Origin of the sequence: Methylobacterium sp. J-068, from assembly GCF_022829445.1 — a bacterium.
In the GTDB taxonomy this organism is placed as follows: Bacteria; Pseudomonadota; Alphaproteobacteria; order Rhizobiales; family Beijerinckiaceae; genus Methylobacterium.
In genome coordinates this window covers 131,063-154,600 of record NZ_JAKSXY010000122.1, presented here as the reverse complement: position 1 = coordinate 154,600, position 23,538 = coordinate 131,063, and the positions used below count along the sequence as shown (strand labels likewise).

Here is a 23,538-nt window from a genome sequence, read left to right as displayed (position 1 = left end):
CGCTCGGCCCGGTGGAGACGACCGCTCCGGGGCTGGGAGGCCAAACGATGCCGTCGAATCCGAGGGCGGCGAGCAGCTGATCGTTGTTTGGGCAAAAAGCCATAAAATTGAGCGTCATCCGGTTGCTTGATCGGTTGCTTCGACGGATCGTTGCTTGCGACTTGAAAACGAGTCCTTGATGTCGATTTAACGGCGCATATACGAATATCACGCTAATCGTGAGCGGCGGCATGGCGCGACGCGCGGACCTGCCGTCGATGCCGTCGGCCGGGAGAGATTGCTTTGCTCGCTCGCGATTTCATGAACTTCTTCGATGCCTCGCGACGTCAGGGCGTCATTCTCTCCTTCGGCGGCGATATTTCCGAGAACGTGCTGTTTTCCCTGGGCGAGGTGCTCAAGGTGCGCATGAGCCAGGGCGAGACCGACGCCTCGGTGGCCAAGCGCGTGTTCGCGATCTTCGTCGAGCAGGCGCAGAACGTCATCCGCTACTCGGCCGACAAGCTCACGAGACCGTCCGGTCCGCCGCCCGGACTGATCAGCAACGGCGTCATCGTGGTCGGCATGGAGGCGAGCCGCTTCTACGTCGTGTGCGGCAACGAACTGCCGGAGGCCGACGTGCCGCACCTGCGGGCGCGGCTCGACCACATCGCCAGCCTCAGCAGCGACGAACTGAAGGCGTTCTACCGCGAGAAGCTGCGCCAGCCTCCGGACGAGGGCAGCCTCGGCGGCAGCATCGGATTGATCGAGATCGCCCGGCGCTCCAGCGCCCCCGTCGAGTACGGTTTCCAGGCGCTGGACGACCTGCGCAGCTTCTTCTGCCTCAAAGCCTACATCTGATGGGGCCGCCGACGATGGATCGCATCCAGCTTGCCGCCACGGACCGCTCGCCGCAGGTCGATTTCGACTTCGCCTCCGGCCACCTGTCCCTCCGCGGCGAATCCTACCCTGAGGACGCGGCCGCCTTCTTCGGGCCGCTCCTGCAATCGCTGCGCGCCCACCTCGCCGAAACCTCCGCGACGCCGATCGTGTTCGAGGTCGGGCTCGCCTACTTCAATTCGTCGAGCGCCAAGGCCCTGATGAACCTGTTCATGCCCCTGGAGGATGCCGCCGGGGCGGGCCGGCCCGTGACGGTGCGCTGGCGCTTCGCCGAGGGGGACGAGACCATCGCGGAGGCGGGCGAGGATTTCGCCGCCGATTTCGCGCATGCCCGCTTCGAGATGGTGGAGGAGGCATGACGCGCGCGGTCAGGGCCGTGGCCGGGACGCCTCCCGCCGAGACGACGGATGCCTTCAGCCTCTACGACGCCGAGGAAGCGGTCCTCGCGCGCACCGAGGCCATGCTGTCGGGGCTCTCCGACGTGGCGGGCGGTGTCCAGGCCCTGGCCGACGCCTATCGCCGGGGTTACCGCGAGCAGCGCCGGCTAGTGCGGATGAGCGACCGGATGCAGCTCGACCTGCAGAAGGCCAACCAGGCGCTCGCCGAGCAGCGTCGCGACCTCCAGGCCCTGAACGCGGCCCTGTCGAGCGAGATCGAGCACCGCACCCGGCTCGAGGCCGAGCTGCGGCGCCTCGCCGACACGGACGACCTCACGGGCGCCCTGGCCCGTCGGCGCTTCATGGAGATCGCCGCGCGCGAATGGCTGCGTCACGAGCGCAGCGGCGCCCCGGTCTGCATCCTCATGCTGGATCTCGACCGCTTCAAGCTACTGAACGACAGCTTCGGCCACGCGGTGGGCGATGCCGCGCTGGTGGCCTTCGTGGCGACCTGCCGGGCCAACCTGCGCACCCTCGATGTCATCGGCCGCACGGGCGGCGAGGAATTCGCCATCGTGCTGTCGGACGCCACCCTCCCTGCCGGCGTCGCCTTTTCGGAGCGCCTGCGCGAGGCGGTCGCCAGGACACCGGTCGCCAGGACACCGGTCGCCAAGGTGGAGGCAGTGGTGACGATCACGGTCAGCATCGGCGTCGCCGAGGCCCGGCGGGGCGAGACCCTGGAGAGCGCGATGCAGCGGGCCGACGCGGCGCTCTACGCGGCCAAGCGCGATGGCCGGAACCGGGTCGCGCGACAGGCCGAGACGACCGGCGAACCGGACCGGCCATGAGCGTCGAGGCGATGCCGCCGGAAGCGACGCCCGCGCCGACGCGCGGCGGTTCCCTGCGGGGCGCCGGTCCGCGCCGAAACAGCGACTTCCTGCGCGCGGCGGGCTTCGTCGACGCGTCCGCAGCGGAGCCCGGCGCGATGCGGCCGGGTGCCCTGCGCGGTTCGGCCAGGGGGCGCGACCTCGACTCGCTCGCCCACACCCTCTTCCTGCGGATCTACCCCGTCATCGCGGTCGTCGTGCTGGTGACGCAGATCGGCATCGCCTGGGTCAATTACCGCGACCAGCTTCACCTCTACACGCAGCGCGCGGAGCTGATGGCCGCCCTCACCGCCAAGGCCATCGCCCGGCCGGCCTGGAGCGCGAGCCCCGAGATCTACCGCCGGCAGGTCGAGGCGCTGACCCTCGATCCGGCCTTCCGGTCCGCGACCCTGCGCGACGCCGCCGGTGCGGTGGTGCTGAGCCTCGGCGACGCGCGCCGCGGCCGTTCCTTCGAGCGCATCACCGCCCAGGCCGACCTGTCGTCGGGCCAGGACGGCCCCGCGCTCGGCCGGCTCACCCTGTCGATCTCGGCCGAGGACCTGCGGGGGAATGCCGAGAAGCAGGCGGTGATGGCGGTCGTCACCAGCCTGATCCTGATGCTCGCCTTCGTGCTGACCCTGCACGCCAACGTGCGCCGGCACGTGCTGGCCCCCCTGAAGCGCCTGCTGCTCGCCATGCGCGAGGTGGAGCACAAGCGCTGGGTGCCGGTGGAACTCGACCGCGCCTTCCGGGCCAGCAACGAGATCGACGTCATCTCCCAGGCCTTCAACCGCATGGTCGACGGCCTGCGCAGCGGCGACGAGGCCAAGCAGTTGCTGCAGCAATTGGAACAGGCCCACCAGAAGCTGGAGGACGCCAATCGCCTCGTGATGGAGAGCATCGGCTATGCCCGGCGCATCCAGAGTTCGGTCCTGCCCGACCGGGCGGCCCTCGACGGGAGCGGCCTGGAGGTCGCCGTCCTGTGGGAGCCGCTGCACCTCGTCGGCGGCGATTATTTCTGGCTCGAATCGATCGATGGGCTTGGAATCCTCGTGGTCGCCGATTGCACCGGCCACGGGGTGCCGGGCGCCTTCCTCACGCTGATCGTGGCGACCGCCCTCGATCGCCTGCTGCACGAGCGCGGCTTGCGCGATCCGGCCGCCATCCTGGACGCTCTCGACGGCATGGTCCGGGCGCAATTGCGCCAGGACGGCCGCGGCTCGGAATCGGACGACGGCCTCGATTGCGGCATCTGCGTCTGGGACCCGTCCCGGTCGGAGATCCGCTTCGCCGGGGCCGGCACGGCGCTCACCACCATCGACGGCGCGGCCGTGACCCGCATCCGGGGCGCCAAGCGCGGCCTCGGCTATCCGCAGCGGCCGGGGGAACGCTTTTCCGTCGACGAGACGACGCTGCGGATCACGCCCGGCATGACGCTCTACCTGATGACCGACGGAATCACCGACCAGATGGGCGCGGCGCGGCCGGGCCGCCGCCTCCTCGGCCATCGCGGCGTCACCGACATCCTCGCGAGCCACCAGCGGGCGCCCCTGGCCGAGCAGGTGGCCCGCCTCGACGCGGCCCTCGGCGCCTATCGCGAGGGCGAGCCGCGCCGGGACGACATGACCCTCGTGGCCTTCCGGCCGAAGTCGGGGGACATGCCCCGCGCCGCGTGAGCGCGGGGCATGTCCCGTTGGCGGGCTTAAGCTCAGCCGCGCCGGATCAGCGTACCGGCACCGTAATCGGTGAACAATTCGAGCAGCACCGCGTGGCTGACCTTGCCGTCGAGGATGACCACCGCCTCGACGCCCTGTTCCAGGGCGTAGATGCAGGTCTCGACCTTCGGGATCATCCCGCCCGTGATGGTGCCGTCCGCGATCAGGCGGCGGCAATCGTCGATGGACAATTCCGGGATCAGCTTCTTGTCCTTGTCGAGCACGCCGGGGACGTCGGTGAGCAGCAGCAGGCGCTTGGCCCGCAGCGCGCCCGCGATGGCGCCCGCGAAGGTGTCGGCGTTGACGTTGTAGGTCTGCCCATCGGCCCCGAAAGCCACGGGAGCGAGGACCGGGATCAACTCGGCCTTCAGCACCGCGTCGAGCACGCCGCGCTCGACGTGCTCGGGCTCGCCCACGAGGCCGAGATCGACCTCCTGCTCCGTCTGGCTCTCCGGATCGATGATGGTGCGCGTGGCCTTCCGGGCCCGCACCATGTTCCCGTCCTTGCCGCAGAGGCCCACCGCCCGTCCGCCCTCCGCGGAGATCCAGCCGACGATCTGCTTGTTGATCGAGCCGGCCAGAACCATCTCGACCACCTCGACGGTGGCCTCGTCGGTGACGCGCAGGCCGCCCCGGAACTCGGATTCGATGCCGAGGCGACCGAGCATGCGTCCGATCTGCGGGCCGCCGCCATGCACCACGATCGGCTTCAGGCCGGATTGCTCCAGCAGCACGATGTCCTCGGCGAAATCCTCGGCCGCGGCGCGGTCACCCATGGCGTGCCCGCCATACTTGATGACCACGATCTCCTGGTCGTAGCGCTGCATGTGCGGGAGGGCCTGGACCAGGACCTCGGCGCGCACATGCACGTTGGGCAGCGGTTCTTTCATCGTGGGGCTGGTCCTCGATGGCGCGTCGGGCAGCGCGCGCGACGCCGGGCTTCTAACGCAGCACGGGGACGCTGCGAAGCGGCGATGATGTGAATTTTCTCTGACGGCGTGCGGGCTTCGTCCGCCGGCACGACGGTCCGGGACCATGGGGCCGCTGACCGTCCCAGCCGGCGCCCGCGCGATCCGGTTGTGTCCCCGTCGACCGGTTGTAAGCTTTTGTTAGGGTTGACGGTCGATGATCATGCGGTCTCTCGAGGGCCTGCACGATGCTCAACGCCGACCCGCTCCTGTCCCGCCCGACGCTGCTGAACCCCAGCCTCCTCGCCAGCGCCCTGGATCAGATCAGCCATCGTGCGAATTCGGAGAAGGATGTCTGGCGGCTTCTGACCGAGAACTTCACCGTCGATCTCGATGCGGTGGCCGCCATCCTGCCGCGCACCGAGCCCGAGCCGCACTGGCTGCAAACGCGGCGCTGAGACGGAGCCCGCCTGGCATACGCCGTGCTTGAGGCTGGACACGTCCGTTCCGACGACAACGATACGGGGAAACACTCAAGGCAACGATCACGCGGCCGCTCGAACGCCGGAGCCACCCCGCGGACCTTATTCGCCATCTCGAACAAGGGGTCCGTCATGCCTGAACTGTTGTCCGTTGCCCTCGTCTGCGCCGGGACGCTGCTCGCCCGGGATTGCTCCCGCGAGACCGCCCTCGACGTCATCGTCTCACCCGCCCGCACCCCCATGGAGTGCCTGATGCACGGGCAGGCCGTGGCCGCCGCGACGGGGCTGCCCGGCGGTGACGACCGCTACCTCAAGGTCACCTGCGAGCGGCGCCACGCGGATCTGCGCCACCTGCGCCGGGCCGGCTACGCCGCCGCCATCGTGCTGGTGCGTCGGGACGCGATCTGACCCGCCGCATGCCCGGGGCGGCGCCCGAGCCGGAACGCGAGGCGTCTCGCGTCCGCCAGAGCCGTGCGGCTCCGGGGCATGATCGGGCCGGCGTCGCGGCATCGGCGCGGACGATCTTTGCGTCTTCTCATCAGCAGACAAAGATTATAGCATCGGTTTCGTAGCGAGACGGACGGCTCAAGCCGATGGCGTGAGCGATCACGCGTCGTCGCGCATCGGCTCGGCGTCGACGATCGACGGAAAAACATCCATCGATCTGTCGGGGTGAAGCGGAATTCTGTGTCGTCTCGACGGTCCGGTAAGCCATGATTGATCTGAAGACGTATTTCAGTACGCAGATCGAGGGCAGGAACGGGCAGCTCTTCTATACCGGCGCCGATGGGGCGGCGAACCTGCTGACCTACTACACCGCCGGCATCATGCCCGATGCCGTCCGGTCGTGGCGGGCGACCTTCGCGCGAAGGGGCCGGGAACTCGCCAAGCGCGGCATCCCCTACCACGTCATCATCGTTCCGGGGGCGCACGTCGCCTGCGGGGACGACCTGCCGGATGCCTTGCGGGGGACGATCAAGGCGCCGTTCCCCGAACTGGCGGCCGCCATGGAAGGCGTCGCGGGTGTCACGCTCCACGACGCCCTGCCGGACCTCGTCGTCGACGATCCGCCCTACCGGACCTACCGTCGAAACGACACGCACTGGACGGATTACGGCGCCTATCTCAGCTATCGGGCGGTGTGCCGGCGCGTCGCCCAGGACGTCGCCGTCCGCCTGGTCGCGCCGGAGGACTTCTCGGTGGAGGTGAAGAATGCCTTCGGCGACCTCTCGATCCACCGCGTGCCCGAGGGCGCGCCCGAACCGATCCCGCTCTTGAAGATCGGGCGCCGGCACCGGGCCCGCGTGGTCCAGAAGACCACGACGGTGGTGCGCAACCGCTTCATCCGGATGGAATCCGACACGGCGCCCGACACCTCGGCCTTCTTCTTCCACGATTCCTACGCGACGGCGCAGGCGAAATTCTGGGCCAGGAGCTTTGGTCGCACGTTCTTCGCCGGCGTCTCGCATCGGGTCTATCTCGACGCGATCGACCGCTATCGGCCGGACGTGGTGTTCTCCATCATGGCCGAGCACCGCCTGTTCCAGAAGCCGAACGACCACGATCACTGGACGTTCGCGGATGATTTCGAGAGCGACTGCGCCTCGCCGGCGGGGGTGAGGGCGGCGGAACTGCTGGTGCTCTACCGCCAGCAGAAGCTCGCCGAGGCGGCGCGGGCCGCGTCGGGGATCGAAGACCTCGCGGGGTTCGGAGCCTACCATGCCCGCGTGGCCGCCCAGATCCTCGTCTCCGTCCATCGCTACGACGAAGCCCTGGCGATGAGCCGGACCGCCCTCTCCCTCGATCCCCAGAGCCCTTCCCACCTCTGGATGGCGGCCTATGCCAGCCTCTATGCGGGCCGGGCCGACGAGGCCGTCACCCTCGCCACCTGGGCGGTGGGCAAGGACCCGTTGAACGGGGCCTGGGCCGAACTCCTGGCCTCCGCGCTGATCGGGCTCGGCCGCTGGGACGATGCGGCCCTGCTCCTGGAGAACACGGTTCCGGGACTCGACGATCATCCGGGGCTCTGGCGCCACCTCGCCCATGTCCGGGACCGGCGCGGCGACCGTGAGGGCCGCGACCACGCGCGCGCCATGGCGGCGGCCCTCGACGGAGCGGAGGCACGGCTCGCCTCCTGAATTCGTGCGCGGGTACCGGCGAGGGGATGGCCGCCGGGGAGCGTCTGAGACTGTTGCCGCCTCATCCGTTCAGTGATGAGGGGGCCCGTCGCGTCTGATCGTCCCGAAGGGATCAAGCGGAACAGGTCTCAGGCGAGGCCGAGACGCTCCCCCTGCCGCAAGACCCCGCCCGCGACGATCTCCGCGTAGACCCCGCAATCGGTGTGGCCCAGATGCTGGGACAGGGTGCGGGGGATGGCGAGATCGCGCTGGCCCGTCACGGGGTCGACATCCGTCGCCGCGCAGCGCTGGGTCCGCTTGTGGATGCGCAGGCGCACGCCGCCCTCGGTGGTGATCTCGCGGTCGACGAGGTCGAGCTCGGCCCAGGGTGCGAGGCCCGAGACGTAGAGGTTCGCCCGAAAGCGCAAGGGGTCCACGGCGGCGCCGGTCATGTCCTCGACGGCCGCCACGCTCGCGAGATTGATCAGGGAGACGAAGCCGCGCGGTGAATCCGTGAAGCGGTACCCCTCCGGGGCGGCGAGGACCCGGGCCGGACCTCGCAGGGCGTCGGGGATATAGGCGGTGAGGAAGGCCTCGATCGCCTGACGTCCCTCCGCCGAGCGGAGGTCGCCTTGAACCGAGACCGTGCCGCCCTGGCGGATCGCCAGGGTCCCGGTCGCCGGCTCGTAGCGGGTGTCGAGCTGCGCCAGGGCCTCGTGGCGCATCAGCATCAGAAACTTGATCTTCGGCTGGTGCGTCGGCGCCGCGGGATCGAAGCCCGACGGGCCGTTCTCCACCGCGAACAGCCGATCGCCGGGAAAGTAGGAGCCGGGCGTGAGCTCGGCCGCGTCGAGCCGCTCGGGCGAGAGCCCTTTCACGGGATAGCGGTAGAGGCTTTCGAGCCGGAGGACGGGGGCGGGCATGGCAGCGTTCATGCACTGAGCGTGGCCCTGATTTGCGCGTCGAGGCAAGCCCCGCCATGCGTGGCCGAACGGCGCCAGATCGTCGGGCCCGGACCCTTGTGGTGCTGATTTGCAACACCACATCCCACAGACCGGCGGCCATGGTGGCGCCGGGGCTCCCGGCGGCCTTCGGCCGAGGGGGCGACGTCTCGGCGACCGGCCGTGCCGCGGGCAGCGGGCAGCGGGTCGTGCCGACACGGGGAGGTGGGACCAGATGAACTTCGAGATCTATACCGAACGCGCCCGCGGCTTCGTCCAGGCGGCGCAGAACCTCGCGATGCGCGAGGGCCATCCGCAATTCCAGCCGGGCCATATCCTCAAGGTTCTGCTCGACGATCCCGAGGGCCTCTGCGCCGGTCTCATCGACCGGGCCGGCGGTCAGTCGCGGGTCGCGCTCGCGCAGACCGAGGCCTGGCTCGCCAAGCAGCCGAAGGTGTCCGGCAACGCCTCGCAGCCGCAGGCGACGCGCGAACTCGTGCGCCTGTTCGACACCGCCGAGAAGGCGGCCGAGAAGGCCGGCGACAGCTACGTCACCGTCGAGCGCCTGCTGCTCGCGCTCGCCGTCGAGAAGGACACCGAGGCCGGCCGGGCGCTGGCGGCGGCCGGCGTGACGGCGGCCTCGCTCAACGGCGCCATCAACGCGCTTCGCAAGGGCCGCACCGCCGACAACGCCACGGCCGAGAACGCCTACGACGCGCTCAAGAAATACGCCCGCGACCTCACGGAGGCGGCGCGCGAGGGCAAGCTCGACCCGGTGATCGGCCGCGACGAGGAGATCCGCCGCACGATCCAGGTCCTGTCCCGGCGCACCAAGAACAACCCCGTCCTCATCGGCGAGCCCGGCGTCGGCAAGACCGCCATCGTCGAGGGCCTGGCGCTGCGCATCGTCGACGGCGACGTGCCGGAATCGCTGCGGGACAAGAGCCTTCTGGCCCTCGACATGGGGTCGCTGATCGCCGGCGCGAAGTATCGCGGCGAGTTCGAGGAGCGGCTGAAGGGCGTGCTCTCCGAGGTCACGGCGGCGGAGGGCGGCATCATCCTGTTCATCGACGAGATGCACACCCTGGTCGGGGCCGGCAAGGCGGACGGGGCCATGGACGCCTCGAACCTCCTGAAGCCGGCGCTGGCGCGCGGCGAGCTCCACTGCGTCGGCGCGACCACGCTGGACGAGTACCGCAAGCACGTGGAGAAGGACGCGGCGCTCGCGCGGCGCTTCCAGCCCGTCTTCGTGTCCGAGCCCACCGTCGAGGACACGGTCTCGATCCTGCGCGGGATCAAGGAGAAGTACGAGCAGCACCACGGCGTGCGCATCCAGGATGCGGCGCTGGTGGCGGCCGCGACCCTGTCGAACCGCTACATCACCGACCGCTTCCTGCCCGACAAGGCCATCGACCTGATGGACGAGGCGGGCTCGCGCCTGCGCATGCAGGTCGATTCGAAGCCGGAGGAACTCGACAACATCGACCGCGAGATCGTGCGCCTCAAGATCGAGGGCGAGGCCCTGAAGAAGGAGACCGATTCCGCCTCCCGCGACCGCCTCGTGCGGCTGGAGCGCGAACTGGCCGACCTGGAGGAGCAATCCGCCGCGATCACCTCGCGCTGGAAGGCCGAGAAGGACAAGCTCGGGGCGGCGGCCGAGTTGAAGCGCAAGCTCGACGAGGCGCGCAACGATCTCGCCTCGGCCCAGCGCCAGGGCCAGTACCAGCGCGCGGGCGAACTCGCCTACGGTGTGATCCCGGGGCTGGAGCGCCAGCTCACGGAGATCGAGGCCCAGGCCGAGAGCGCCATCGTGCGCGACGGCATGGTCGAGGAGGCCGTGACGCCGGCCCATATCGCGGGCGTCGTCTCGCGCTGGACCGGCGTGCCCGTCGACAAGATGCTGGAGGGCGAACGCGACAAGCTCTTGGCCATGGAAACCGTGCTGGGCCAGCGCGTCGTCGGGCAGCGGGAAGCCGTGGAGGCGGTCTCGACCGCCGTGCGCCGGGCGCGCGCCGGGCTCCAGGATCCGAACCGGCCGATCGGCTCGTTCATCTTCCTGGGACCCACGGGCGTCGGCAAGACGGAGCTGACCAAGGCGCTGGCTGGCTTCCTGTTCGACGACGACACGGCGCTCGTCCGCCTCGACATGTCGGAATACATGGAGAAGCACTCCGTGGCCCGGCTGATCGGCGCGCCGCCCGGCTATGTCGGCTACGAGGAGGGCGGTGCCCTGACGGAAGCCGTCCGCCGCCGGCCCTATCAGGTCGTGCTGTTCGACGAGGTCGAGAAGGCGCATCCGGACGTGTTCAACGTCCTCCTGCAGGTGCTCGACGACGGGCGCCTGACGGACGGCCAGGGGCGGACGGTGGATTTCCGCAACACGCTCCTGATCATGACCTCGAACCTCGGCTCGGAATACCTCGTCGGTCAGGGGGAGGGCGAGGACACCGAGGCCGTGCGCGAGGAGGTGATGGGAGTGGTGCGCGGCCACTTCCGGCCGGAATTCCTGAACCGGATCGACGAGATCATCCTGTTCCACCGCCTCAAGCGGTCGGAGATGGGCGCGATCGTCGATATCCAGCTCAAGCGCCTGCAGAAGCTCCTCGACGAGCGCAAGATCACCCTCGACGTCGATCCGGACGCCCGCGACTGGCTCGCCGACAAGGGCTACGACCCGGCCTACGGGGCGCGCCCCCTGAAGCGGGTGATCCAGAAGGCGGTGCAGGACCGGCTGGCCGAGCAGCTCCTGTCGGGGACGATCCACGACGGGGAGGCGGTGCCGGTTCAGGTCGGTCCACTCGGTCTGATGGTCGGCACGTCCGGCGTCTCGACGGAGCGCCGACCCGAGCGCGTCACCCTGAACTGATCGCGGGCCCCTGGTCCGTCACGAAGCCCGCGCCGGCCCCCGCCGGCGCGGGCTTCCTCGTGCCGTAACCGGACGGCTCATGCCAGATCCGGTCGATCCCTTCGAGGTGGCGGATTTGGGGATGGCGGATCTGGGTTTCACTCAGGCGCCGCACGGGCCGAGCGGGACCGGATCACGGTATCCTGTGATCCCTTGATCATTGGCCGGAACGCAGGACGACGCTCCGTAGCCGTCCGTCCAGCGCCCGGAAGCGCGCCTGGATGCCCTGGCTCGCGCAGGCCTGGAAGCTGTCGCCGGCGAAGAAGCCGCGGACGCTCTGCTCGCGGCAGGCGAACAGGGGCGGGACCAGCACGACGCTCAGCCCGATCAGCAGCACCAGCGCGATGTTGAGGGCGACCGCGACGAGCCACCCCAGGGGCGACAGGAACGGCCGTTCCGCAGGGTCCGTATTGCGGCTGTCCGACGAGAGATCGCGGACAGCGCCGCCGCGCGCGCGGCGCTCGGCCATCCGCATGTCGAGGTCCCGGACTTTCGAAGCTTCGGCCACCGACGATCCCCTGTGTTCGGTGTCCTAATCCTGGGCCCGAAACCTCAAGGAAGCTTGAAGCGCCACCCCCGGGGTTGGCTGAACCTCGGATGACAAAACCCGGCCATGCTTGTGAACTCGCCGATAATCGCCTTGAGCGTGGTCGGCATCTGCGGACAATGCAGCTCCCGAAGCCCAAGCTCTCTTTCCCGCAGGACCGTTCGATGTCGACACTTCCGCCGGAGCGCAGACCCGACGCCGTCGCCACGGAGGGCGCGCTTTCCCGTGCCGGCATCCGCTTCACCGCCTGGGCCGAGAAGTGGTTCCCCGACGCCTTCATCTTCGTCGCCATCGCGGTGGTCATCGTGGCCCTGGGTGCGCTGGCCAACGGCGCCCCTGCGCCCGCCATCGCCAAGAGCTTCGGGGACGGCTTCTGGAGCCTGATCCCCTTCACCATGCAGATGGCCTTCGTGACCATCGGCGGCTACGTGGTGGCGACCGCGCCGCCCGTGCAGGCGCTGATCGACCGCCTCGCCGGCATTCCGAAGACCGGGCGCGGCGCCGTCGGCTTCGTGGCGGCGGCCACCATGCTGTCCTCGTTCCTGAGCTGGGGCCTGAGCCTGATCTTCGGCGGCCTGCTCGCCCGGGCGCTCGCCCGCCGCACCGAGCTGCGGATGGATTACCGGGCCGCGGGGGCCGCCGCCTATCTCGGCCTCGGCGCCACCTGGGCGATGGGCCTGAGTTCCTCGGCGGCCCAGCTTCAGGCGAACCCGGCGAGCCTGCCGAAGGCGCTCCTGCCCATCACCGGCGTGATCCCCTTCAGCGAGACCATCTTCCTCTGGCAGTCGATGCTGATCGCCGCGATCCTGTTCGTGATGTCGGTGATCATCGCCTACGCCTCGGCCCCGCGCCCGAACACGGCGGTCACGGCGGAGGATCTCGGCGTCGACGTCGCGCGCGAGAAGCCGGATCTCGGACGGCCCGAGCAGCCCGGCGAGTGGCTGGAGCATTCGCCGATCCTCACCGTGCTGCTGGTGGTGATCGCGGCGGGCTGGATCTACCAGGAATTCGCGCGCCAATCCTGGATCACCGCGATCTCGAACCTGAACACCTACAACCTGCTCTTCATCACCCTCGGCCTCCTGATGCACTGGCGCCCGAAGCGCTTCCTGGTGGCGGTGGCCAAGGCGGTCCCCGCCACGGCCGGCATCCTGATCCAGTTCCCGCTCTACGCCGCCATCAGCGCGATGCTGACCGGCCCGAAGAACGCGGCCGGCACCTCGGTCTCGGAGGTGATCACCCACGCCTTCGTCAGCCTGAACACCACCGGCAGCTTCCCGATCTCGATGGGCGTCTACTCGGCGGTGCTCGGCTTCTTCGTGCCCTCGGGCGGCGGCAAGTGGCTGCTGGAGGCGCCCTACGTGATGCAGGCGGCCAACGAGTTGCAGGTCCATCTCGGCTGGGCCGTGATGGTCTACAACGCGGCCGAAGCCCTGCCGAACCTCATCAACCCGTTCTGGATGCTGCCCCTGCTCGGCATCCTCGGCCTCAAGGCGCGCGACATCGTCGGCTTCAGCTTCCTGCAGCTTCTCATCCACCTGCCGGTGGTGCTGTTCCTGCTCTGGGCCCTGGCCTTCACGCTGACCTATCACCCGCCGGTGATGCCGTAGGCGGGCGGGAATTGACCCTGCATTTTCGCGCTGCTACCGCTTGCGGCAAGGCTCGTGCAGCCTGCCGCTCGCACCCTCCGGGGATGGTGAATGCACGACCCGACATGGGTCGAACCCGTCGCCAGGGCCGATGTGTCGGCAACGCGAGCACTGACATGGATTCGGCCCATGCCGAGGTTCGACCATGCTCGATGTCTCTCATGCCAAAGCGATGGCGCGCACGCTCCGGGACGGTCTGTCCGAGCGCAGCATCGCTCTCAGCCACAGCGATTGCCTGGAACTCGTCGCCCATCAGTTCGGCTTCGCGAACTGGAACGTGCTGGCCGCGCGCCTGGACGCGCCGAAGAGATCGGCGCCCGCGCTCGCGCTCCCGAAGGGCTGGTTCGTGACCGGGAGCGTGACGCCGGGCTCGCACCGCCTCGGGCTCGACCCGACCGCGCCCGGCACGATCCTGATCGAGAGCCTGCTCGAACGACCGGCGGGGCTCGGCTCGCTCACCGACCGGATCGCCGTTCTCATGCAGAGCGTGCAGGCCGCCCCGTTCCTCGGCCGCCGCCTGCGCCTCGGCGCGGATTTACGCTGCCGGGAGGCCGATTGCGGCACCATCTGGATGCGCGTCGACGGGCTGGAGCGCCGCAGCCTCGCCTTCGACAACCTGATGACGCGCGCCGGCGACGGTCCGGTCTCGGGCGATCACGGCTGGACCTGGCGCAGCATCGTCCTCGATGTCTCCGGCGAGGCCGCCAGCCTGCATTTCGGGATCTTCCTGAAGGGCTACGGCAAGCTCTGGGCGCGCCACCTGCGCCTCGAGGTGGTGGACCTGGACGTGCCGGTCACCGGCGGAGCCCATTCCGAGGTGTCCCACGACACCAGCCGGCTCGCCGCCGAGCCGTCCAATCTCGGTTTCACCGAGGTGTAGAGCATTCGCGCGCCGCGCCTCGGCGAGGCGCGCTGGCCCATCCCCATCTTCAGGAAGACCTCACGACGATGCCGCCGACGGAACCGCACGCCCCCCAGGACCGCCTGCCGGAGATCCCGGCCGATGGACTCTCGCCGGATCAGAAGGCTGCGTCCGAGACCTTCCTCGCCGCGCGCGGGACCCCGGTGTTCGGCCCGTTCGTGCCGCTGCTGCGCAGCCCCGAGCTGATGACCAATGCCAGCACCATGGGCCTGCACCTGCGCTACCGCAGCGTGCTGCCCCTGCGCCTGAGCGAACTCGTCATCCTCATCACCGCGCGGGAATGGACGCAGCAGGTCGAGTGGCACATCCATGCGCCGATCGCCCTGAAGGCCGGCCTGGACCTCGAGATCGTCGCGGCGATCCGGGAGGGCCGCCGCCCGGACGCGATGGGGCCCGAGGAAGCCCTCGTCTATGCCTTCTCGACGGAGCTCCACCGCAACAGGGCCGTGAGCGACACGACCTATGCCCGCGTGGTGGAGGCCTTCGGCGAGCAGGGGGCCGTCGAGATGGCGGGGATGAACGGCTACTACACGCTGCTCGCCATGAGCATGAACGTGGCGCGTACGGCGCTGCCGGACGGCGCGACGCCGCCCCTTCCGCCGCTGGTCCGCTAAGGGCCCGCCCTCAGCGGCCCTGCCGTGCCGCGGAGGCCTCGTGCAGGCGCACCGCGACGTAGCCGAGCGCCACGACGATGGCGGGCGTGATCACGAAGGCCAGGAGGGCGAGTTCATTCATGATACGAGACCTCTCAACGTACGTCTCGCTAAGAGATGTAGGATGATGGCTGCGGAAAGCCAACCCGCCACGCCGAGGACCAGGGTCCAGGCACTCAAGGTCATCTGCAGGTTGCTGACATTGTAGACGTAGCCCGCGACGGGCGTCGCGATGCCGACCGTGAAGCAGGATGTCGCGGCGGTGTTCAGGGCCGTGGCCAGCAGTTTGGTCTGCTCGTTGAAGACGACGCTCATCGGCGGTCTGTCTGGTACAGGGCTCGATGCTCAGGCGCGCCGGAGCGGAACGAAGGCCGCGACCGCCACGAGCAGCCATCCGACCATCAACAGGATGCCGCCGCTCGGCGCCGCCATGGGAAACAGCGGCGTGCCGTGCAGGGCCCGCAGGGCGAGGTCGCCGGAGAACAGCGTCAATCCAAGGACGAGGGCGCCCGCCGCGAGGCGCGTGGTCGGCCGGTGCGTCGTGCCGGTCGCCGTCAGGGCGACCAGCCCGAGGAGCGCGGGTGCGTGGAAGAGCAGGAACTGTGCGGCGATCTTCAGGCTGTCGGCGCCGCTGACATGGGCGGCGGCCGCGCTCGCGGCGACGCCGAGCAAGCCGGCCAAGGCGCCGAGCGCCAGGAGAAGGCGGTCGAGGCCGCTCACGCCCCGCGCTCCTTCAGGAGGCGAGCGACGCTGGCGCGCAATTCCGGCACGCCGCGATCGTCGCGGCTGGAGGTGAGGAGGATCTCCGGATAGGCCGCCGGCCGGCGGGCGATGGCGCTCTGGACGCCGGCGATGCGGGCATCCATCTCGGATTTCTTCAGCGCGTCCCCCTTCGTCAGCACAATCTGGTAGCTCACGGCCGCCTTGTCGAGGCCATCGAGCACGTCGGTGTCGATGCTCTTCAGGCCGTGGCGGGAATCGATCAGCATGAAGACGCGGGCGAGGTTCGAACGGCCCTTGAGGTAGTCGTGGATCAGATCGGTCCAGGCCTCGACCTTGGTCTTCTCCACCGCCGCGTAGCCGTAGCCCGGCATGTCCACGAGGGTGAGCCGGCCGCCGATATCGAAGAAGTTCAGCTGCTGCGTCCGGCCCGGCGTGTGCGAGGTGCGCGCCAGGGTGTTGCGCCCGGTCAGAGCGTTGACGAGGCTCGACTTGCCGACGTTCGAGCGGCCCGCGAACGCGATCTCGACGCCCTTCATCGGCGGCAGCGCGGGCACGTTCGGCGCCGAGGCGATAAAATCGGCGGCCCCCGCAAACAGCAGGCGGCCGGCTTCCAGCAGGGCCGCATCGTCTTCGGCTTGGGTCATCGGGCGCTCCCAGACGGGTGTTCTCAGCGGGTGTTCTCGGCGACATGTCCACCGCCCTCGCGAGCCGACATGCCGAAAACAGGAAGTCCTCCCCGTCGTGAAACGGAGAGGACCGGATGGATGACGCGCGACGTACCCGGAGGCCGGGGTCGATCCGCTGTCGATCAGCTCTTGGCGACGGCGCTCTTGTCGGCGGACTTGCGCCTGAACATCCCGCGCAGGTTGTCCCACAGCTCCACCTTCACGCCGTTGCGGCGCATGATGATGTATTGCTGGATCACCGAGAGGGTGTTGTTCCAGGCCCAGTAGATCACCAGACCGGCGGGGAACGAGCCCAGCATGAAGGTGAACACGATCGGCATGAAGGTGAAGATCTGCGCCTGGACCGGGTCCGGCGGCGCGGGGTTCATCTTCATCTGGATGAACATCGTGATGCCCATGATGATGGGCCAGATGCCGAGATGGATGAAGTCCGGGGCCGCGAAGGGGAGCAGGCCGAACAGGTTGAGGATGTTCGTCGGATCGGGCGCCGCCAGATCCTGGATCCAGCCGAAGAACGGCGCGTGCCGCATCTCGATGGTGATGAACAGGACCTTGTACAGCGCGAAGAAGACCGGGATCTGGATCAGGACCGGCCAGCAGCCGGCCACCGGATTGATCTTCTCCTTCTTGTAGAGCTCCATCATCGCCTGCTGCTGCTTCATCTTGTCGTCAGCATAGCGCTCGCGGATCGAAGCCATCTCCGGCTGCACGGCCTTCATCTTGGCCATGGACTGGTACGACTTGTTGGCGATCGGCAGGAACAGCAGCTTCAGGCAGAGCGTGACCACGAGAATGGCGATGCCGAAATTGCCGAAGAGATGGAAGAAGAAGTCCAGAGCCCGGAACATCGGCTTGGTGATGAAGTGGAACCAGCCCCAGTCGATCAGCAGGTCGAACTGCTTGATGTTCTGGTTCGCCTGATAGGCGTTGACGGTGTTCACTTCCTTGGCGCCGGCGAACAGCTGCTGCGTCGCGGCGACCGTGGCGCCGGGCTGCACCGTCTGCGCGTTGCCGAAGACGTCGGCCTGATAGACCTTGGTGGCGCCGTCCGTCCGCTCCGTGAAGCGCCCCGTATAGGGGGACGACTGGTCCGGGATGGCGGCAGCGGCCCAGTACTTGTCGGTGATGCCGACGAAGCCGCCGGTCACGCCCGTCCAGGTCTTGCCCTTGGTGCCCGCATTTCCGAGGGCCGGCTCCTTGGCGAGATGGTCGTAGGTGTATTCCTGAAGGCCATCGGCGCCGAGCACGCCGATCATGCCCTCGTGGAGCACGTAATACCCCTGCGTGTGCGGCTTACCCCAGCGCGAGACGAGGCTGTAGGGAAAGAGGCTGACGGTCTTGGTGCCCTTGTTCTCGACCTCGTCGCGGACCGTGAATAGGAACTTGTCGTCGACCGCGATCACCCGCTTGAACAGCAGGCCCGCGCCGTTGTCGTAGCTCAGCGTCACGGGCTTGCCGGGCGCCAGGGTGGTGGTGTCGGCGGTCCAGACCGTCTCGGCGCCCGGCAGCGGGCCGGCATCCTGGCCGACCCAGCCGAACTCGGCGTAGTACGGATTCTCGGTGCCGGTGGGCGAGAGCAGCACGATGCGCGGGCTCTTGTCGTCCACGGTCTCGTGGTAGTTCTTCAGCGAGACGTCGTCGATGCGACCGCCCTTGAGGGCGATCGAGCCGGCCAGCGCCGGGGTATCGATGGTCACGCGCGGGGAACGGGCGATGGCGGCCTCGCGGGACATGATGCCGCCGCCGGCACCCGACGCGTTCGGCAGGGTTCCGGGCATGGGGGTGGCGGGGCCACCCTCCTTCGGGCTGGCGCTCGGAACGCCGTCCGGTCCGGACACCTGCCCAGAACCTTGCGTCGCCGCCTTGTTCTGGAGGGCGGCCTGGCGCTGCTGCTCCACGCGCGGGGCGGCGATGAAGTAGTTCCAGCCGAGCAGGACCGCCAGCGACAAGGCGATCGCGACGATCATGTTCGTCTTGTCATTACCCATCGGTCGGTCCGTCGCATGCGTTGGATGGAGGGGAGGGCGCGCTCGCAAGGGCCGGCCCGGAGCCCGATCTCTCGGGGCCGGGCGTCGCTGCGGACGCCGTCGCGCCGGAGGCCAATACCGGAGCCGCCGCCGATATGCCAGACTTCGGTGAGGCAGAAGACTTCGGCGCGCCGGAGGACGTCGCCGCGCGTTTGCCGCGTCCGCGACCGGAGGAGGGCGCCGACCCGGCATCGGTCGAACGGGTGGTCTGCGGCTTCGTCACCACGGCGACCGCGCGGCGCAGATCGTCGATCAGGGTCTCGAAGGGGGCGTGCAGGGCGGGACGCCGTGCCACCAGCACCACGTCGGCCGCGCGGACGGGCAGGTCGCCCGCCGCTTCCGCCACGGCCGCGCGAAGACGCCGCCGGATGCGGTTGCGCTCCGTGGCGTGTCCGACCCGCTTGGTGATGGTGAAGCCGATGCGAAGGCCGTCGGGCGCATCGGGGTTCGATCCGTCGCCGGCGCGAACCAGGCCCTGCGCCGAGAGACGTTCGTTGTGGAAGCGACGTCCGCCGGCTGCGGCCAGAAATTCCGAGCGTCGCGTGAGCCGTCCGATCCTCGACACGGCCGATCCGATCCCGCGACGCATTCCATGGCCTTCGGCCCGATCGCTACGGGCCGAGCCAGTTCGGGCCAAATTCATGACAGGGCGCGCCGCCTGGACGGCGCTGCCGCTGCCCTCAGGCCGAGAGCTTCTTGCGGCCGTGCGCGCGACGGGCGGCGATGACCTTGCGGCCGCCGGCGGTCGCCATGCGGGCGCGGAAGCCGTGGCGACGCTTACGCACGAGCTTGCTGGGCTGATAAGTTCTCTTCATGGCGCGATCTCCGAATGGCCGAGGATCGATCCGTGCTGCGCCGAAGGCCGCGCCGGATATTCACTCGCCCTGAAATGTGTCTGCAAGCGCGAACAGCGCCCCTCAAGGGCGCCGCGTCGCGATGGCGCGGCTTATGGCGGAAGGTATCGCGCGAGTCAATTCCGGCGTCGCGTCCGGGGGCGTTCGAAGGGAAGCGATGCCGCTAACGGTTCGTTAACCGCATCGGGGCATCCTGTGATCCTGTTCGGTGATCCCGGACAGCGCGCGGACCGCTTATCCGCTCGCTTGGACTGCTCCCGACACTCTCTCCCAGGCCGCTCCGAAAGGAGCGGCCTTTTTTCGTGCGCGCGAAGGCCGCGATGCCGCGCCGGGCACCGATCGCCCGAATTAACGTTAACACCGGGTAAATGACCTGGGCCGGGCATTCGGCGCTAATGTTGCGCTCTGAGGTGCAAACGCACCGCCTTCGTCCCAATCGGAGACGAAATCGGATCGGTCGCGGCACAGGAGGCACCATGAGCGGGTTCGACGTCATGTTTCGGGACGAGCGGGATTGGGTCAATTTCGGTGACACCTACGTCACCTCCGAGGCGTTCAAGACGCTCTTTCGCGAGGGCATGACCCTGGTCGAGGAAGCCGCGGCCTACCTTGACGGCACGGGCCGCGAGGAATCCCGCCTGATGTCCCGCGACGGCACGCTGAGCTACGCCAGCGAGAGCATGCGCCTCACGACCCGGCTGATGCAGATCGCCTCCTGGCTGCTGGTCCAGCGGGCCGTGTCCGAAGGGGAATTGACCCCCGCCGAGGCCATGCAGGAGAAGACCCGCGTGCGCCTGACCACACCCGAGACCTTCCGCGCGGAGGTCTTCGGCGTGCTGCCGCCGACCCTGCAGGATCTCATCGTGCGCGCGCGCCGGCTCCACACCCGGATCCTGCATCTCGACGCGATCATCACCGACGCGCGTCCGACCCCGGTTCCGCAGGAGAGCCCGGTGGTGGCGCAGCTCAGCCTGCTGCGCTCGGCCTTCGCCCCCGCCACCGCGTGAAGCCGGCGACCCCGGCGGAAGCGCCGGGGCCTCGTCCCGCCAAATCGGTCTTCGGGAAACGGTCCTCGCAACGCAGAACGGGCGGCACCCAGGGTGCCGCCCGTTCTGCTGAGTCCCGAGAAGACTGCCGGGTCTCGTGGGGTTCGCCGCCGCGTCGCCGCGGCGGCGAACCCGGAGCGCCTTACTTCTTGCCGAAGGAGAGCGCACCGAAGCGCGAGTTGAAGCGCGACACGCGGCCACCGCGATCGAGCATCTTCTGCTCGCCGCCGGTCCAGGCCGGGTGGGTGTTCGGGTCGATGTCGAGGTTGAGGGTGTCGCCCTCCTTGCCGTAGGTCGACCGGGTCATGTAGTCGGACCCATCGGTCATCACGACCTTGATGAAGTGGTAGTCGGGATGCTCGGTACCCTTGGCCTTGTTGGCCGCGCTCTTTGCCATGACGAAATCCTTGAATAGCCAAGCCGACCGGCCCGTCTGGCGGCCCGCGGCCATAGATCACGCGCAATCGGATGAAGGCGCGCCTATACCCCACGCACCTTCGCCCGACAAGCGTGCGCCGATCGAAGAGACCGCCCCGCGGTCGCTTTTCCTTGCAGACCAATGATGACGAGGCACCATGGCTCGCGGCCGTGACAAGAAAAATCCCGGGGAGGCCCGGCCCAAGGCGCCGCTCGGTTCGCTGCGCCCGCTGATTCCCTTCGCGGCGGTCTATCGCGGCCGGATCCTCGCGGCGTTCCTGTCGCTGCTGGCGGCCTCGGGCGCGACGCTGATCGTGCCCATCGCCCTGCGCCGGGTGATCGACCACGGCTTCTCGCCGGACGGACACGGCGTCATCGACACCTATTTCGCCGCCCTCATCGGCGTGGTCGCGGTGCTCGCCCTGTCGAGCGGCGCGCGCTACTACACCGTGGTGACGCTCGGCGAGCGCGTGGTGGCGGATCTGCGCACCGCCGTGTTCCGGCGTCTGACCCAGCTCGACCCGGCCTTCTTCGACCGCTCGCTCTCGGGCGAGATCATCTCGCGCCTGACGGCGGACGCGACGCAGGTCAAGGCCGTGTTCGGCGTCTCGATCTCGATCCTCCTGCGCAACGCCTTCCTGTTCTCCGGCGCCGTGGTGATGATGGTCATCACCAGCCCGAAGCTCTCCATCCTGGTGCTGGCGGCGATTCCCCTCATCGTGTTCCCGCTGATCCTCTCCGGGCGCGGCGTGCGCCGGCGCTCGCGGGCGGCGCAGGACCGCCTCGCCGACGCCTCGGCCTACGCGGCCGAGGCCGTGAACGCGATCCGCACGATGCAAGCCTTCGGCATGGGCCGGGCTACGGCGACCCGGTTCGCCGACGCCTCCGAGAACGCCTACGGAGCGGCGCGCGACTCGATCCAGGCGCGGGCGCTGCTGACGGGCGTGGCGATCTTCCTGATCTCGGCCAGCGTCGTCGGGGTGATGTGGTACGGGGCGCAGGGCGTGCTGGCCGGTACCATGACCGCCGGCCAGCTCTCGCAATTCGTGCTCTACGCCGTGTTCGGCGCCAGCGCGCTCGGGCAGCTCTCCGAGGTCTACGGCGAACTCGCACAGGCGGCCGGCGCCGCCGAGCGCCTCGGCGAGATCCTGGCCGCCGAATCGGCGATCCGCACGCCCGCCGACCCCGTCGCCCTGCCGAGCCCGCCCAAGGGCGCCGTGGCCTTCGAATCGGTGCGCTTCCTCTACCCGACGCGGCCGGACCACCCCTCCCTCGACGGGATCAGCTTCACCATCGCGCCGGGTGAGCGCGTCGCCCTGGTCGGCCCGTCGGGCGCGGGCAAGACCACGGTGCTGCAACTGCTGCTGCGCTTCTACGATCCGCAATCCGGCACCGTCCGGATCGACGGCGTCGACATCGCGCGGGCCGATCCCGAGCGCTTACGCGAGCGCCTGTCCCTGGTGCCGCAGGACCCCACGGTGTTCTCGGGCAGCGTTTTGGAGAACATCCGCTACGGGCGCCCGGAGGCCACGGAGGCGCAGGTGCAGCGCGCCGCCGAACTCGCCAATGCCGACGGCTTCATCCGCGCGCTGCCGCAGGGCTACGCGACCGCCGTGGGCGAGCGCGGCGTCACCCTCTCGGGCGGCCAGCGCCAGCGGATCGCCATCGCCCGCGCCATCCTCAAGGACGCGCCGGTCCTGCTCCTCGACGAGGCCACCTCGGCCCTCGACGCCGAGAGCGAGCGCGCGGTGCAGGCCGCCCTCGACACCCTGATGCGGGACCGCACGACCCTGGTCATCGCCCACCGCCTCGCGACCATCCGCAAGGCCGACCGCATCCTCGTCCTCGACGGTGGCCGGATCGTCGAGAGCGGGACCCACGAGAGCCTGCTGGCGCAGGGCGCGCTCTACGCGCAGCTGGCCGCACTCCAGTTCACCGACGCGTTCCAGTCCACCGACACCCTCGACGAGACGGCGCGGGGCCGGGAGCCCCGCCCGCGCCTCGCCGCATTGCCGGCGGAGTAGGGGGGCTTCAGCCCGCCGTGCCGGTGCCGTTCAGCGGGTTCGCGTCGTCCCAGGCGTAGCTCAAGGTCTCGAACCGCATCGAGCGGGTGTCGACCATGAGCAGGCGCCCGACCAGGGGCTCGCCGAAATCCGTGACCGCGCGGATCACCTCCAGGGCCATCAGCGAGCCCATGATGCCGGCGAGCGCCCCGAGCACGCCGGCCTCGGCACAGGGGGCGACGCTGCCCGGCGGCGGCGGGTTCGGGAACAGGCAGCGGTAGGTCGGGTTCGGGCGCCCCCGCGCATCGGCCTCGTAGGGCTTCAGGGTGGTCAGCGAGCCGTCGAAGCGTCCGAGCGCCGCCGTCACCAGGGGGCGCCGGGCATGGAAGCAGGCATCGGAGACCGCGTAGCGCGTGGCGAAGTTGTCCGACCCGTCGGCGACCACGTCGTAGGCCTGGATCAGCCCTTGCGCCGTCTCCCCCGTCAGCCGGGTCGCGTGCGCCTCCACCGCCACGTGCGGGTTGAGGCGGGCCACGGCCTCGCGCGCGCTCTCGACCTTCAGCCGGCCGATCTCCGGCGTGCCGTGGATCACCTGGCGCTGGAGGTTCGAGAGCGAGACGACATCGTCGTCGACGATGCCGATCGTACCGATCCCGGCGGCGGCGAGGTACTGGATCAGCGGCGCGCCGAGGCCGCCGGCCCCGATCACGAGGACGCGCGCCGCCTTCAACTGCGCCTGTCCCGGTCCACCGACCTCCGGCAGGACGAGGTGGCGGGCGTAGCGTTCGACTTCTTGCGATGACAGGGCCATGTCCGCCAGATAA

At 69.3% G+C, this 23,538-nt stretch carries 24 protein-coding genes; 13 read left to right on the top strand and 11 right to left on the bottom strand.

All coding sequences use genetic code 11. From position 1 onward, the window contains the following. Nucleotides 1-282 precede the first annotated feature (282 nt). From MKK54_RS20980 to MKK54_RS20965, 4 genes are read left to right on the top strand one after another with little or no spacing between them, the layout of a single operon-like run. Entirely contained in the window at nucleotides 283-837 is a 555-nt protein-coding gene (locus MKK54_RS20980) for a SiaB family protein kinase (protein WP_244013851.1), read from the top strand. Nucleotides 838-851: 14 nt separating this feature from the next. Then, on the top strand, nucleotides 852-1,235 hold the full coding sequence (locus tag MKK54_RS20975; protein WP_244013849.1) for a DUF1987 domain-containing protein: 384 nt from the start codon (nucleotides 852-854) through the stop codon (nucleotides 1,233-1,235). Continuing rightward, a complete protein-coding gene (locus tag MKK54_RS20970) occupies nucleotides 1,232-2,101 on the top strand; it encodes a GGDEF domain-containing protein (protein ID WP_244013846.1) in 870 nt (289 codons plus the stop codon). Before MKK54_RS20975 ends, MKK54_RS20970 begins: the two co-directional genes overlap by 4 nt. Continuing rightward, a complete protein-coding gene (locus tag MKK54_RS20965; protein WP_244013844.1) occupies nucleotides 2,098-3,795 on the top strand; it encodes a SpoIIE family protein phosphatase in 1,698 nt (565 codons plus the stop codon). Before MKK54_RS20970 ends, MKK54_RS20965 begins: the two co-directional genes overlap by 4 nt. A gap of 32 nt (nucleotides 3,796-3,827) precedes the next feature. Here the strand turns inward: MKK54_RS20965 and argB are convergent, their stop codons facing one another. Continuing rightward, entirely contained in the window at nucleotides 3,828-4,724 is an 897-nt protein-coding gene (gene argB / locus MKK54_RS20960) for an acetylglutamate kinase (protein ID WP_244013842.1), read from the bottom strand. Between the two features lie 266 nt (nucleotides 4,725-4,990). On the opposite strand from argB, the gene MKK54_RS20955 reads away from it, so the two are divergent. From MKK54_RS20955 to MKK54_RS20945, 3 genes are all read left to right on the top strand, one after another. Further along, on the top strand, nucleotides 4,991-5,200 hold the full coding sequence (locus MKK54_RS20955; protein WP_244013840.1) for a hypothetical protein: 210 nt from the start codon (nucleotides 4,991-4,993) through the stop codon (nucleotides 5,198-5,200). A gap of 156 nt (nucleotides 5,201-5,356) precedes the next feature. After that, the gene (locus tag MKK54_RS20950) at nucleotides 5,357-5,632 is read left to right on the top strand and encodes a hypothetical protein (RefSeq protein ID WP_244013837.1); all 276 of its coding nucleotides are present in this window, start codon (nucleotides 5,357-5,359) and stop codon (nucleotides 5,630-5,632) included. A gap of 305 nt (nucleotides 5,633-5,937) precedes the next feature. After that, entirely contained in the window at nucleotides 5,938-7,362 is a 1,425-nt protein-coding gene (locus tag MKK54_RS20945) for an alginate O-acetyltransferase AlgX-related protein (RefSeq protein WP_244013835.1), read from the top strand. 128 nt (nucleotides 7,363-7,490) lie between these two features. Here MKK54_RS20945 and MKK54_RS20940 read toward each other — a convergent pair whose 3' ends face one another. Next, entirely contained in the window at nucleotides 7,491-8,264 is a 774-nt protein-coding gene (locus MKK54_RS20940; RefSeq protein WP_244013832.1) for an MOSC domain-containing protein, read from the bottom strand. 253 nt (nucleotides 8,265-8,517) lie between these two features. Here MKK54_RS20940 and clpB point away from each other — a divergent pair, with 253 nt between their 5' ends. Beyond that, entirely contained in the window at nucleotides 8,518-11,148 is a 2,631-nt protein-coding gene (gene clpB / locus MKK54_RS20935; RefSeq protein ID WP_244013830.1) for an ATP-dependent chaperone ClpB, read from the top strand. Between the two features lie 196 nt (nucleotides 11,149-11,344). Here the strand turns inward: clpB and MKK54_RS20930 are convergent, their stop codons facing one another. Next, entirely contained in the window at nucleotides 11,345-11,695 is a 351-nt protein-coding gene (locus MKK54_RS20930; RefSeq protein ID WP_244013828.1) for a hypothetical protein, read from the bottom strand. A 203-nt stretch (nucleotides 11,696-11,898) separates the two neighbouring features. Here MKK54_RS20930 and MKK54_RS20925 point away from each other — a divergent pair, with 203 nt between their 5' ends. From MKK54_RS20925 to MKK54_RS20915, 3 genes are all read left to right on the top strand, one after another. Further along, nucleotides 11,899-13,344, top strand: coding sequence for a short-chain fatty acid transporter (locus MKK54_RS20925; protein ID WP_244013825.1), 1,446 nt, complete (start codon nucleotides 11,899-11,901; stop codon nucleotides 13,342-13,344). 184 nt (nucleotides 13,345-13,528) lie between these two features. Continuing rightward, entirely contained in the window at nucleotides 13,529-14,263 is a 735-nt protein-coding gene (locus tag MKK54_RS20920; protein WP_244013823.1) for a glyoxalase superfamily protein, read from the top strand. 68 nt (nucleotides 14,264-14,331) lie between these two features. After that, on the top strand, nucleotides 14,332-14,919 hold the full coding sequence (locus tag MKK54_RS20915) for a carboxymuconolactone decarboxylase family protein (RefSeq protein WP_244013821.1): 588 nt from the start codon (nucleotides 14,332-14,334) through the stop codon (nucleotides 14,917-14,919). Between the two features lie 117 nt (nucleotides 14,920-15,036). Here MKK54_RS20915 and MKK54_RS20910 read toward each other — a convergent pair whose 3' ends face one another. The 6 genes from MKK54_RS20910 to rpmH form a co-directional block, all read right to left on the bottom strand. After that, nucleotides 15,037-15,273, bottom strand: a complete 237-nt coding sequence (locus MKK54_RS20910; RefSeq protein ID WP_244013819.1) for a hypothetical protein — start codon at nucleotides 15,271-15,273, stop codon at nucleotides 15,037-15,039. 30 nt (nucleotides 15,274-15,303) lie between these two features. Further along, nucleotides 15,304-15,678 carry a DUF423 domain-containing protein gene (locus tag MKK54_RS20905; RefSeq protein ID WP_244013816.1) on the bottom strand — a complete coding sequence of 125 codons (375 nt, stop codon included), beginning with the start codon at nucleotides 15,676-15,678 and terminating at the stop codon, nucleotides 15,304-15,306. Next, nucleotides 15,675-16,325 (bottom strand): ribosome biogenesis GTP-binding protein YihA/YsxC, encoded by a 651-nt coding sequence (gene yihA / locus MKK54_RS20900; protein ID WP_244013814.1) that lies wholly within the window; start codon nucleotides 16,323-16,325, stop codon nucleotides 15,675-15,677. Before yihA ends, MKK54_RS20905 begins: the two co-directional genes overlap by 4 nt. Before the next feature lie 164 nt (nucleotides 16,326-16,489). Beyond that, the gene (gene yidC, locus MKK54_RS20895; RefSeq protein ID WP_244013812.1) at nucleotides 16,490-18,355 is read right to left on the bottom strand and encodes a membrane protein insertase YidC; all 1,866 of its coding nucleotides are present in this window, start codon (nucleotides 18,353-18,355) and stop codon (nucleotides 16,490-16,492) included. Further along, entirely contained in the window at nucleotides 18,348-18,959 is a 612-nt protein-coding gene (gene rnpA / locus MKK54_RS20890; protein ID WP_244013810.1) for a ribonuclease P protein component, read from the bottom strand. Before rnpA ends, yidC begins: the two co-directional genes overlap by 8 nt. Nucleotides 18,960-19,074: 115 nt before the next feature. Then, nucleotides 19,075-19,209 (bottom strand): 50S ribosomal protein L34, encoded by a 135-nt coding sequence (gene rpmH, locus MKK54_RS20885; RefSeq protein WP_055947927.1) that lies wholly within the window; start codon nucleotides 19,207-19,209, stop codon nucleotides 19,075-19,077. A gap of 515 nt (nucleotides 19,210-19,724) precedes the next feature. On the opposite strand from rpmH, the gene MKK54_RS20880 reads away from it, so the two are divergent. Then, nucleotides 19,725-20,255, top strand: coding sequence for a DUF1465 family protein (locus tag MKK54_RS20880; RefSeq protein ID WP_244013808.1), 531 nt, complete (start codon nucleotides 19,725-19,727; stop codon nucleotides 20,253-20,255). Between the two features lie 181 nt (nucleotides 20,256-20,436). Here the strand turns inward: MKK54_RS20880 and rpmE are convergent, their stop codons facing one another. Continuing rightward, complete coding sequence (gene rpmE / locus MKK54_RS20875; protein ID WP_244013806.1) at nucleotides 20,437-20,691, bottom strand: 50S ribosomal protein L31; 255 nt, start codon at nucleotides 20,689-20,691, stop codon at nucleotides 20,437-20,439. 178 nt (nucleotides 20,692-20,869) lie between these two features. Here rpmE and MKK54_RS20870 point away from each other — a divergent pair, with 178 nt between their 5' ends. Continuing rightward, on the top strand, nucleotides 20,870-22,735 hold the full coding sequence (locus tag MKK54_RS20870; RefSeq protein WP_244013804.1) for an ABC transporter transmembrane domain-containing protein: 1,866 nt from the start codon (nucleotides 20,870-20,872) through the stop codon (nucleotides 22,733-22,735). A 7-nt stretch (nucleotides 22,736-22,742) separates the two neighbouring features. Here the strand turns inward: MKK54_RS20870 and MKK54_RS20865 are convergent, their stop codons facing one another. Then, a complete protein-coding gene (locus MKK54_RS20865; protein WP_244013802.1) occupies nucleotides 22,743-23,525 on the bottom strand; it encodes a HesA/MoeB/ThiF family protein in 783 nt (260 codons plus the stop codon). Between the last annotated feature and the right edge of the window lie 13 nt (nucleotides 23,526-23,538).

What these genes read in the sequence shown, in the direction of transcription:
- MKK54_RS20975 (WP_244013849.1), top strand. Translation starts at nt 852, where the DNA reads ATGGATCGCATCCAGCTTGCCGCCACGGACCGCTCGCCGCAGGTCGAT.
- MKK54_RS20970 (WP_244013846.1), top strand. Translation starts at nt 1,232, where the DNA reads ATGACGCGCGCGGTCAGGGCCGTGGCCGGGACGCCTCCCGCCGAGACG.
- MKK54_RS20965 (WP_244013844.1), top strand. Translation starts at nt 2,098, where the DNA reads ATGAGCGTCGAGGCGATGCCGCCGGAAGCGACGCCCGCGCCGACGCGC.
- argB (WP_244013842.1), bottom strand. Translation starts at nt 4,724, where the DNA reads ATGAAAGAACCGCTGCCCAACGTGCATGTGCGCGCCGAGGTCCTGGTC.
- MKK54_RS20955 (WP_244013840.1), top strand. Translation starts at nt 4,991, where the DNA reads ATGCTCAACGCCGACCCGCTCCTGTCCCGCCCGACGCTGCTGAACCCC.
- MKK54_RS20950 (WP_244013837.1), top strand. Translation starts at nt 5,357, where the DNA reads ATGCCTGAACTGTTGTCCGTTGCCCTCGTCTGCGCCGGGACGCTGCTC.
- MKK54_RS20945 (WP_244013835.1), top strand. Translation starts at nt 5,938, where the DNA reads ATGATTGATCTGAAGACGTATTTCAGTACGCAGATCGAGGGCAGGAAC.
- MKK54_RS20940 (WP_244013832.1), bottom strand. Translation starts at nt 8,264, where the DNA reads ATGCCCGCCCCCGTCCTCCGGCTCGAAAGCCTCTACCGCTATCCCGTG.
- clpB (WP_244013830.1), top strand. Translation starts at nt 8,518, where the DNA reads ATGAACTTCGAGATCTATACCGAACGCGCCCGCGGCTTCGTCCAGGCG.
- MKK54_RS20925 (WP_244013825.1), top strand. Translation starts at nt 11,899, where the DNA reads ATGTCGACACTTCCGCCGGAGCGCAGACCCGACGCCGTCGCCACGGAG.
- MKK54_RS20920 (WP_244013823.1), top strand. Translation starts at nt 13,529, where the DNA reads ATGCTCGATGTCTCTCATGCCAAAGCGATGGCGCGCACGCTCCGGGAC.
- MKK54_RS20915 (WP_244013821.1), top strand. Translation starts at nt 14,332, where the DNA reads ATGCCGCCGACGGAACCGCACGCCCCCCAGGACCGCCTGCCGGAGATC.
- MKK54_RS20910 (WP_244013819.1), bottom strand. Translation starts at nt 15,273, where the DNA reads ATGAGCGTCGTCTTCAACGAGCAGACCAAACTGCTGGCCACGGCCCTG.
- yihA (WP_244013814.1), bottom strand. Translation starts at nt 16,325, where the DNA reads ATGACCCAAGCCGAAGACGATGCGGCCCTGCTGGAAGCCGGCCGCCTG.
- yidC (WP_244013812.1), bottom strand. Translation starts at nt 18,355, where the DNA reads ATGGGTAATGACAAGACGAACATGATCGTCGCGATCGCCTTGTCGCTG.
- rpmH (WP_055947927.1), bottom strand. Translation starts at nt 19,209, where the DNA reads ATGAAGAGAACTTATCAGCCCAGCAAGCTCGTGCGTAAGCGTCGCCAC.
- MKK54_RS20880 (WP_244013808.1), top strand. Translation starts at nt 19,725, where the DNA reads ATGAGCGGGTTCGACGTCATGTTTCGGGACGAGCGGGATTGGGTCAAT.
- rpmE (WP_244013806.1), bottom strand. Translation starts at nt 20,691, where the DNA reads ATGGCAAAGAGCGCGGCCAACAAGGCCAAGGGTACCGAGCATCCCGAC.
- MKK54_RS20870 (WP_244013804.1), top strand. Translation starts at nt 20,870, where the DNA reads ATGGCTCGCGGCCGTGACAAGAAAAATCCCGGGGAGGCCCGGCCCAAG.
- MKK54_RS20865 (WP_244013802.1), bottom strand. Translation starts at nt 23,525, where the DNA reads ATGGCCCTGTCATCGCAAGAAGTCGAACGCTACGCCCGCCACCTCGTC.